Source organism: Pseudogracilibacillus sp. ICA-222130 (assembly GCF_037892545.1).
In the GTDB taxonomy this organism is placed as follows: Bacteria; Bacillota; Bacilli; order Bacillales; family Amphibacillaceae; genus Pseudogracilibacillus.
On the sequence record NZ_JBBKBG010000033.1, the window covers coordinates 18,282 to 29,138 of the forward strand.

Genomic DNA, 10,857 nt, shown 5'->3' on the forward strand with positions numbered 1-10,857 from the left:
GTACAGAAACATATGTGCCAAGCCCTTTTCATTTAAATAAGTAGTAAGGAAGGCTTTTCAATATAGCGTACTATTAATGTAAGGAACTCTGCTGCATCTGCTCCATCTAAAACTTGGTGATCAAACGTTAAACTAAATGGAATAGACTGTTGTTTTTCTACTTGTCCTTCCTGTGATAGTATTAAGCTTTCCTGGAATGCACCAACCCCTAGAATACCTACCTCGTTAACATTTAAGATTGGTGTGAAATATTCTATACCTGTAGCACCCATGTTTGTAATTGTAAAGGTTGATCCTGATAATAAGTTAGATGTCAGTTCTCCCTGTCGTGCCTTCCATGACACATCCCGAATGGCCTTATCCAACTCTCCAATCGATTTATATTGTGCATTTTCTATGACCGGGACAAGTAAACCATCTGACAAGGATGTCGCAATTCCGACATGTACATCTTCATGCTCAAGCAGTTCCCCATTTTGATAGGTCGCATTGATTTTCGGAAAATCTTTTAATGCTAATACGACAGCTTTAGTAATAAAGGTTGTAATGGTTAACTTCAAATCCTCTGCCTCTCCTTGTAACAACTCACGTAGTTCTTGTTGAAATGCAATCAATTCATTTGCCCGTGCTTTACGATGCAGTGTTAGCTGTGCAGTAGAATGTAGACTCTTCATCATATTTTGGGCAATTGCCTTCCTCATACTAGGTAGTCCAGCACCAATATTAGATGGCACTACTCTTTCTGTCACGTCTTCCTTCATAGATATTTCTATATCATAGCCATATTGTTCTACCCGAATAATATCTTGCTTCGTTATTCGATTATTTCCACCAGTTCCTTTTATTCGATTAATGTCTAATTCTTTTTCTTTGGCCATTTTTCTAGCAAGTGGCGTAATAAATATCCTTTCTCCTGATACTTCCTGATGATCTTCTACTATCTTAGGAGATGGGACACTATCGTTTTCCTTTTGTTCCGACATTTCTTCTGGAGCATCTTCCATACTAACTTTTTCTTTTACATCTTCCCCTTCTTCACCGATGATTGCAATTGTCGCTCCAACAGTAGCTGTATCCCCAGCTGCAATAACTTGCTTTAGTAACGTTCCTGAAGAAGTCGCCTCTACTTCTTGGGTTAATTTTTCGGAACTAATGGTAAAAATCCCATCCCCTTTTTCGACTTGATCTCCTTCTTCTTTTAACCATTCTTCCACCGTACCTTCTGTCATTGTCATTCCTAATTTCGGCATTACAATATTTTCCGCCATGGTCATTCACCTCCTCTATATAAGGTCCATTATTTCAGATCAAAAATTAATTCTTCAGCAACTCTCAATACCTTGTCAGCGTTTGGAATATAAGCCTGCTCTAAATTTGTCGCAAAAGGTACAGGAACATTTGGGGCACACACTGTTTTAATTGGTCCATCTAAATAATCAAAAGCTTTATCAGCAACAACCGATGCTATATCTGTCGCTGTATTGTTATGTGGATTAGATTCATCAATCAAGATTAGCCTACCCGTCTTTTGGACAGATTGAAGAACTGTCGATTGGTCCCATGGTGCAACCGTTCGTAGATCAACCACTTCTACCGAGACATTATCAGAATCTAATCTATCTGCTACCTCCAGTGCAACTTGTACCATTTTTCCAATTGCGACAATTGTTATGTCTTCCCCTTCACGAACAATATTCGCCTTCCCAATTTCAACGGTATAATATTCTTCGGGTACTTCTCCCTTTATTCCATAAATCGCCTTATCCTCTGAAAAAACAACTACATTATCCTCTTCAATCGCGGCAAGCATAAGCCCCTTTGCATCATATGGATTAGATGGAACGACAACTTTGATTCCAGGAAATGCTCCAAACATCCCGTATAATGTCTGGGAATGTTGAGCAGCTGCCCCCACTCCAGCACCATGCACTGTCCGCACGGTCATTGGAATCTTAGCCTTGCCCCCAAACATATATCGCATCTTTGCCCCTTGGTTAAAAATAGGATCTAATGCAAATCCAATAAAGTCATTAAACATTAATTCTGCAATCGGACGTAAACCTGTAGCTGCCGCTCCAACCGCCGCACTAAAATAACCATGTTCTGCAATCGGGGTATCAATAACACGTTCACGACCGTATTTTCCCACTAAACCTTTTGATAAACCAAAGACCCCACCGAAGGCATCATCATGTCTGCCATCATCTTGTACTAAATGGTCTACATCGGCCCCACCGGCTACATCTGTACCAATCAAAATAACCTTTCCGTCTTTATCCATTGCCATATCCATCGCTTCACGAATTGCATTCATAAATGTTAACTCTCTCATCTTAATCCCTCCCTTTTATTATGCAAATACATCTTCATATAATGAATCAATATCAGGTAGCGGGCTATTCTCAGCAAATTCTACTGCTTCTTTTACAGTATTTTCTGCAGCCTTTTCTATTGCGTCCGCTTCTTCCTCAGTAATCCAACCTGCCTCTATTCCTTTCTCACGGAATTCTACAATTGGATCTCTATCTTTATTTCTATCAGATTCAGACTTATATTTCTGTTCATCTCCTTCGAAGTGGCCGTACTTTCTGTAAGTATCGCATTCGATCAATGATGGTCCTTCACCAGCCTTTGCTCGTTCAATCGCCTTTTCAGTCGCTTCATACACTTCCATTACATTCATTCCATCGATACGAATACCTGGCATATTATACATCGGCGCTCTTTCAGCAACTGTCTCAGATGCACTTGCATAAGAGAATGGTGTCCCTTCACCAAACTGATTATTTTCACAGATGAAAATGACCGGAAGCTTTAAAATGGACGCTAAATTTAACCCTTCATGAAATACCCCTTCATTCGAAGCACCATCCCCGAAGAAACATACAGCAACTCGATCTTGTTGTAATGTTTTTATCGTTAATGCTGCCCCTGCGGCAATTCCAAAGCCACCTCCGACAATTCCGTTGGCCCCTAGCATTCCTTTTTCTACATCTGCTACGTGCATGGAACCACCTTTCCCTCGTCCAAGTCCATCTTTTCGTCCCATAATTTCCGCCATCATTCGATTAATATCACAGCCTTTAGCAATTGCATGGCCATGTCCTCTATGAGTACTTGTAATATAATCAGCATCAGTTAAATGTGCCATTACACCAGTTGCAACTGCTTCTTCTCCAACATATAAATGCACAAATCCCGGTATTTCACCTTTACCAAAAATAACACGAACATGCTCTTCAAAATAACGAATTTCATTCATTTTTTCATAAATCCACAATGCTTTTTCCTTGTTCATTTTTCATTCCTCCCTTTACATATGAATTGCTTTTCCAAAGAAATTGTTTGCGCTTTCAAAAATAACTTCTGATAATGTCGGATGTGCCCATGTCATAGAAGCTAATTCCTCTATCGTACCTTCTACATATTTCATACCTAAAATAGCATGAATCATTTCTGTAGCGTTCTTACTTACGATTACAGCACCTAATATTTCCCCATACTTCTTTTCTGAGATTATTTTCACAAAACCATCTGTCGCATCGTTACTAATCGCCTTGCCATTTCCATTCAACATTGTGGTAGATACTTGAACATCATATCCAAGTTCCTTAGCCTTTTCTTCAGATATTCCAATAGATGCAATTTCTGGTGTTGTATACACACAACGCGGAATGTCGTTCTCCTTTATTTCTGCCACTAATTTTCCAGCTATTTTTTCTGCTACATAAATCCCTTCCATTATTGCTGCATGAGCTAATTGATAGCCGCCAGTTATATCTCCAATCGCATATATATGTCCCTTACTCGTTTCAAAATGGCAATTAACCGCAATAAATTTCCCATTCATTTCCAACTGTTCATTCTGTATGATTTCGACATTCGGGATTCTACCAGTTGCAATTAGTAGTTTTTCATATGGAATATCTTTTTCTAGTAAGGAAACAACATTTTGTTTCACTTCTTTTATTTTCGTATTCGTTATTATGTCAATCCCATTCTTCTGTAACCTCTTTTTTACAATCCCCCTTGCCTCCTTATCTTCTGACAAGAGAATATCTTCCGCCACCTCGATTATCGTAACATGGACATTCATCAAAGCAAGTGCAGATGCTAACTCTACCGCTATGACGCCACCACCGATGATACACATTGTTTTTGGTAGTGTTTGGATAGAAAAAAATGAATCGGTAGTGATATACTCTATTTCATCTAACCCTTTTATATTAGGAATAAATGGTCTGCTACCGGTTGCGATGACAATATCTTTTGCCGTATAAGTCTCACCTTCGACAGTTACAAACGAATCCTTTATCTGTGCCTCTCCATAAATCATTGTAATATTATTTTTTTTACATAAATGTGTAACCCCTTGCTCTAAGCGTGAGATCACTTTGTCCTTTTTCTCTTTTACCTTTGAAAAGTCAATCCGCAAGTCTTGTACAGTCACTCCATATTGCTGCATTTGACGCGCACTCTCTATTTGTGCTGCTACATGAATATAGGTTTTTGACGGGATACATCCTACATGCAAACAAGTTCCTCCTACTTTCTCTTTTTCAATAAGCGCAACTTTCTTTCCTAATTGTGCAGATCTTATGGCAGTGACATAGCCACCTGGTCCAGCACCTATAACAATTACATCAAACTTTTTCAATCCACCCTCTCCTTTCAAACAGATACAAGCCGATTAACATGACACCCCCTGTCTTTATTACATACTTATGCAAAATCCGTACCAACTTTTTCCTTTCGCTTGGCACAGTCTTTTTTGTTAGAATTTTCAGTTTTCAGTAGTTAAATGTGTTCCATTTTCTCATTTTTTCTTATTTTGTCTCATCTCATCTCATATCTTGTATTTTTTCATTCTTCTATAAATCGTTGCTCGTGAAATACTTAATAATTTTGCGACTTTCATCACATTACCATCATGCTCTTCCAATAGATTAATAATTTTATCCCGCTCTATCTTTTCCGTCAAACTCCATTTTTCTTGAGTTTCTTTGAAGTGATTCGGTTTTAAAACCGATAACAAGTGGCGTAGCTGTTCATTTGTTGGCGATGTATGACGATAAAGAACATCACAGCGTTCTAATGCATTGAACAATTCCCTTACATTTCCATACCAGTCACCTTCTATAAAGACCTCTTCTAAACGGTCTTGCCAACTAGGAAACCACTGCTGTTGTTTTAAATAATGGCGAATAAAGTATTTAATATCCTTTTTCCTCTCCCGCAAAGGGGCAATGTAAATCGGAAAAACATATATTCGATAAAACAAATCTTCTCGAAAAGCTCCTTCTTGTACCATTGTTCGAATATCCTTGTTAGAAGCCGTTATTAGACGAAAGTGCAAGGAGATCTCTTCTTTTCCTCCAATTCTCGTTAATCGATGTTCTTGCAATACCCTTAACAATGCAACTTGCATCGCCAGAGGCATAGCATCTATTTCATCTAAAAATAAGGTCCCTCCATTTGCTTGTTCAATCTTACCAATATACCCTCGCCGATTTGCTCCGGTGAAAGCACCTGATTCATATCCAAACAATTCACTTTCCAATAAATTATCAGGTAGAGCCCCACAATTAATTGTTTGAAATGGACCGCTCGAATATTTACTATTTTGATGAATAGTCCTTGCCAGAACTTCTTTTCCTACACCTGTTTCCCCATGCAAATGGACAGAAGTAGATCGTGGTGCGACCATTTTAACTTCATGCAATATTTCCTTATATACTGTACTTGTACCAGTAATTCCTTTAAATTCTAAAGTCGGGTCCTCTTGAATAGGTGATAAGGTATATACATAGCCAATGATTCTTTCTTTCTCTTGTATTGGGACTGGCTGTTTAACAAACATCATATTTGTATGCTGCAACATTGTTTCAATTGACTCTGCAATAAATTCCCGATAATTTGCATATAAATTAGAAGACATTGAACAAATGGTTCCGTCATATAAAGAAACAACTGTATTATCCTTACAGCTCTTATACGCCTCCTGCAAGTATCGCATATCGGTTTGCATTTGTTCCTTCCAAGCTAAGGAAATCGAATTTGCTATTAATTGCACACAGGCCAAAATATAATCATAGTTAATCGAACGATAAACACTTGATACATTAAACACCCCAACTAATTCATCTCGATGGTTAAAAATCGGTGCAGCAGAACAGTTCCAATTTTGAGACGCTTTTGCAAAATGCTCATACCCCATAACAGAAATAGACTTTTCTAATCGAAGGGCTATCCCAATTGCATTTGTGCCAATTTCCTCTTCAATCCACTTTGATCCTTCACCAAATAGAATCTTTTGTGCTTCTTTTTGTACCGTTCTTTCTCCGTTTTCAGCTAGAATATAGCCATCCTTATCTGTAATCGTTGTGATATATCGCCATCCTTTTAATAAACTAGCTAGTTGCTCTATATAAGGTGCCGACAACGATAATAAAAATTCATTCTCCTTTTGTCGTTTCTTTAATTTTTCGGGTGTTAATACGTTTACTGCTTTACCATCATACGGATTCACCTTGTTCTCCTTTGAATAATACCAAGACAACTTAATATCTTCGCTCATCAAGTCATGTAAAACATCCGTTTCATTCTTCAAAAATTGCTCCCATACGAGGCGTAAATGAATGTTCTTTTTCAATTTTATCATCTCCAATAAACATAGAAATTTCCTTGCATCCAGTTTATTCTTATTTCTTATGTAAAGTAAAGACATTTTTCTATAAAAAACAGTCCATTTCACTTAATATGGTTGGTTAATCCATTGTCAGTGAAAATAGACTGTCGAATTTATTATTTTCCAAATCCAATCTCTTCTAACTTCCTTCTCGTTTCATCCGTCCCAAAGCGATAAATAAAATTGTATGCTTCCATTAAATTATCATGTTCTGCTTGGCGTATGTCTTCTACCTCATCTTCATCAAAAGGCTTTGTAGCTAAGTTACGCATCGCAAACCAAAAGTTTTGATGTTCATTATCTCGCAATAAAACCTCTAATTCTTTAATTTCCTGCTCTGTTGCAATCACTTCATACTCTGTCGTGTCATCCACACTTACCTTTGTGATCGATTCCTTATCAAGCGAAATATAATAAGATTTTTTCGCAATCATGATGAACGCCTCCTTGTAAAAATATATACCCACCTCATAATTTTTCAAACAAGAGAGAGAGATATTTTGTAAGGCTTATGTAAGAAAAATCATGCATAGATGTAAGCTAGACATGTTATAATAGATATAGAAATTGAGAGGAGCGATGTATTATGACAGAAAATAAAGTACTATCATCATTGTCTTATTTCAGCTTATTTTTCGCGCCAGTTTTATTTCCAATTATCGTTTATTTCCTGACAAATGGTGAAACGAGACGACATGCAAGAAACGCATTTGCATCACATATTATTCCTAGTGTTTTATTAATCGGTGGTGGAATCACTATTGGATTATTCGGTATAAATGGTTGGACACATGCGCCAATTTCTCTTGCATTATTATTTATCGTTTTTGCAATCTTATCGTTTGTATTATTAATTTACAATATCGTACTTGGCATTAAAGTACTTATAGAAGAATAATGAAATGACATCAAATTATCATAAGTTTGGAACAAATAAAAAGTTAACACGAAACACGACTACACATGTGAATTTATTAAAATGAAGATGTTACATGAACCGTTCGTATTTCGAAAACTTTTCCTCCCTTTGTTTCAAACTTTTTTCATTTACTCCCCCCACTCCACCTAGATTTCAAAAATCTACTCCCCTTATAACAAATCGTTCTTCATACAAAATTACTACTAATTTCCTCCTTACATTTTTTATGCGAAAAAAACTATTTTAGAAAATCAATTGATTTTCTAATTGATAACGGTTATCATTATCAATATAAATGAAAATGATTATCAATTAAGCGCGCATAATTGGTAAACCATCTTAAATTAGGAGGATTTTTACGAATGAGAAAGTCTTTTATTTTCATATATATCATTACTACATTGCTACTTGTGGGTTGTGGAAATACAGGAGAAACGAAAAATACATCTAATACCGTAACAGAAATAAATGAACAAAACAATGAAGCTTTCGGAGAAAAAATGATGACGATGTTACGAGGATTAGATTTCTCCCTATTTGAATTAACACCTGATATGGGTCGTTACGTCGTTGGATTTGGCCTTGCATTTAATTCCAATTTAGATGGATCCATTTTTGAACATGTGGTCATCGATAAAAATAATAAGGCGGGAACAAAATAATGACATTTTATACTATATTACCGATGTGGAATATTACTCGAAATAAATTTGCGGAAAAAATTGAAAAACTGGACGAATATCTTTTAACAAAAAAGTTAGACGATATGACAATTGGGGAGTTAGCATATCATACTGGGGAAGTAGAGTATATGTTTGCTACGTGGTTTTTCGATATAGAAGCTCCTGAAAATATACCAGCAAACATCCAAGCGAATAAAACGGCACTTGTACAATTTTTACACGATGCAAACAAACATGTTACTTATGCGATGGAACAATTAGATGAGGAGAAATGGCATGAGGTCATCGCTTCTCGAATGGGAGAAACAACTCCTGCAGAAGCAGTTGCGCGCCTCATCTATCATACTGGTATCCATGCTGGTCAAATTTCTATCATAGAAAAGACCACTACACATTAAGAAAAAACGGACATAAACAGATCAACGTATAGCCCTTTTAAAAATACCCTTTTCATATTTTTAAAAACTTGTATACAATAAAAATCTGTCTATGTCCTTTTTCATTTCTATTATTCTTCTATGGAATCGCGCATGCCGTACACAATACAACACTTTTAATGCAGATGCTGCCCTCTACAAGAACATCTTGCTCCTACTACTAGTTTTTCACGAAAGCTCAACGCCATATTGTGTATTCCCGTATAATAGCTTTATTATTTCGTTTTTTATTGTACGAAGCCATTTAAATATTCATCTTGTAATAAGACCTTATATTGGCCATTTTGTACCATTACATTTACTGGTACTTCTACAGCTTCTTTAATTTTTTCCGCATTTTTATATTCTGCAATTAATATTTCTAAATTTTTAGAAACGATATCATCTTGAGACATGTTTTCATTAGCAGCTATCGCTTCCTCTAATTTCTTTTCTGTTTCTTCATATACTTTTGTATTATTTATTCCGTTTATAGAAACCGTCACAACGACATTTCCTGAATCTTTTGCCGTCGAAGTTAACACTTTAAATTCCCCTTTACTAATCGCGTCTAAAAAAGCGTCCGTTAACTGATCAAACTGTTCCTCTGTTACATTTAAACCTGCCATATTACCTTTTGTATTACTTTTATAAATTTCTCTAAATGATTCTTTTTGTAGCTTTGCATGTTCTTTTGCTTCATTTTCAGACATAGAGGATGGGGCAGAAGAAACAAATGCTTTTTCATCTTGATATACGGTTGCATAAATTAATGCCTCCACATATTCACCAGCACCTTCAACGACATCAGGGTCTAATTCTGTACCTTCTGGACTATTTATTTCAGAAGAGCTATTCGTATCAGATATATTTTCTGATGAGTCTAATTCCGGTTTTTCAATCTCTTCAATCTCATCATATTCCTCATACGTATATTTCTGGTTCATTTCATTTTCAATTCCTTGTTCTTCATATGTCACTTTCAAATGAACCTTATTTGCCAAATACGTTTCTGCATCTATCTTCATCGTTAGAGAAAACTTACTCACATCAATTTCATCAAAATCTCTATTTTCTTGATCAGACAATGTAACTTTTAAATACGCTTTCCCCATATCAAGTAAAGCATCCTCGTCATCCTCGTCCCCTATATATTTAAGTGTTATTTCTTCATCTTCCTTTTCGATTTCAATATGTTCCAAGAAATCCTCATCTATGTCCTCAAATACTTCTAACGGATTCACTAACAATTCAATGATTGTTTCCACATTGAAATTATCTCTATCCGCTGACAGATCTCTCACATAACTACCTTCTTGCAAAAGAATGACATCCTCATCCCCATACAAAACACTGTCCCTATTATCATATTCAATGCGGAATTGTTCCCCTTTATCCATTGTATATGTTGTTCCGGTACTTACTCCATTTGTTTCCTTCTCGTTAAATTCAATCTTCATGCTTTTTGCATCATCCATTGCCTCTTTGGATTTTTCTACCACTTTTTCATTCGACATACCACAGGCAGCTAACATTATTACACTAACAACTATTAGTACCATTCGTTGTATACTTTTAGCCATTTAAGTACCTCCTCGTTTCATATATGTATTATTTCTTCCTTATGGAACCAATACTTTTATTAACTCTTTCTCGTTCGTCAAACGATACTTTCCTCCATTACTTTCTGATTCGACCTATTACGCATATCTATATAGGATTTCAGCCTTCTTATATGGATAAATGATCTGTGCATACTCCTTTCCCATATCTTTCCGTACTTGATCACTTACCCTAGTATATTCAATTACATATACGTAATCATCTTCCTCCACTTCAACATATTCTCATCATCTTCAAGTGTGAAATAGTACCGTGAAAAGCTAATATATTACTATGTTTAGCAAATAATAAGACACAAACAATGGAGATGCCTAGGATGAGTAATCATTTGGCGGCTCACAATCCTATCCTTCTCGATTACTTTTTTCCTTACAAAAGAGTTGCATTTATTTTACAAAACTTTACAAGAGTCGACAATAGGTATTAAATCGGACACAATGAGTCATTTTGCCCACTACCCCTTATTCCGAGCATCTATAACGCTGAATGTATAACGTTTCACGATGGTATATATATATCTATATACTA

The 10,857-nt window shown here is 36.1% G+C and carries 10 protein-coding genes; 3 read left to right on the top strand and 7 right to left on the bottom strand.

The window, feature by feature from the left end; translation table 11 throughout:
• Positions 1-32 precede the first annotated feature (32 nt).
• The 6 genes from WKT09_RS11560 to WKT09_RS11585 form a co-directional block, all read right to left on the bottom strand.
• Positions 33-1,268, bottom strand: coding sequence for a dihydrolipoamide acetyltransferase family protein (locus tag WKT09_RS11560; RefSeq protein ID WP_340416163.1), 1,236 nt, complete (start codon positions 1,266-1,268; stop codon positions 33-35).
• Between the two features lie 29 nt (positions 1,269-1,297).
• A complete protein-coding gene (locus tag WKT09_RS11565; RefSeq protein WP_340416164.1) occupies positions 1,298-2,332 on the bottom strand; it encodes an alpha-ketoacid dehydrogenase subunit beta in 1,035 nt (344 codons plus the stop codon).
• Positions 2,333-2,350: 18 nt separating this feature from the next.
• The gene (locus WKT09_RS11570; RefSeq protein ID WP_340416165.1) at positions 2,351-3,298 is read right to left on the bottom strand and encodes a thiamine pyrophosphate-dependent dehydrogenase E1 component subunit alpha; all 948 of its coding nucleotides are present in this window, start codon (positions 3,296-3,298) and stop codon (positions 2,351-2,353) included.
• 15 nt (positions 3,299-3,313) lie between these two features.
• Complete coding sequence (gene lpdA / locus WKT09_RS11575) at positions 3,314-4,657, bottom strand: dihydrolipoyl dehydrogenase (protein WP_340416166.1); 1,344 nt, start codon at positions 4,655-4,657, stop codon at positions 3,314-3,316.
• A 189-nt stretch (positions 4,658-4,846) separates the two neighbouring features.
• Positions 4,847-6,652, bottom strand: coding sequence for a sigma-54-dependent Fis family transcriptional regulator (locus tag WKT09_RS11580; RefSeq protein WP_340416167.1), 1,806 nt, complete (start codon positions 6,650-6,652; stop codon positions 4,847-4,849).
• Positions 6,653-6,804: 152 nt separating this feature from the next.
• Positions 6,805-7,122 carry a hypothetical protein gene (locus WKT09_RS11585; protein WP_340416168.1) on the bottom strand — a complete coding sequence of 106 codons (318 nt, stop codon included), beginning with the start codon at positions 7,120-7,122 and terminating at the stop codon, positions 6,805-6,807.
• A gap of 152 nt (positions 7,123-7,274) precedes the next feature.
• Between WKT09_RS11585 and WKT09_RS11590 the strand changes: the two genes are divergently transcribed.
• The 3 genes from WKT09_RS11590 (at position 7,275) to WKT09_RS11600 (ending at position 8,688) form a co-directional block, all read left to right on the top strand.
• Complete coding sequence (locus tag WKT09_RS11590) at positions 7,275-7,586, top strand: DUF4870 domain-containing protein (protein WP_340416169.1); 312 nt, start codon at positions 7,275-7,277, stop codon at positions 7,584-7,586.
• 383 nt (positions 7,587-7,969) lie between these two features.
• Positions 7,970-8,269, top strand: a complete 300-nt coding sequence (locus tag WKT09_RS11595) for a hypothetical protein (protein ID WP_340416170.1) — start codon at positions 7,970-7,972, stop codon at positions 8,267-8,269.
• Positions 8,269-8,688, top strand: a complete 420-nt coding sequence (locus WKT09_RS11600) for a DinB family protein (protein ID WP_340416171.1) — start codon at positions 8,269-8,271, stop codon at positions 8,686-8,688. Before WKT09_RS11595 ends, WKT09_RS11600 begins: the two co-directional genes overlap by 1 nt.
• A gap of 266 nt (positions 8,689-8,954) precedes the next feature.
• Here the strand turns inward: WKT09_RS11600 and WKT09_RS11605 are convergent, their stop codons facing one another.
• Positions 8,955-10,289, bottom strand: coding sequence for a DUF6612 family protein (locus WKT09_RS11605; RefSeq protein WP_340416172.1), 1,335 nt, complete (start codon positions 10,287-10,289; stop codon positions 8,955-8,957).
• Between the last annotated feature and the right edge of the window lie 568 nt (positions 10,290-10,857).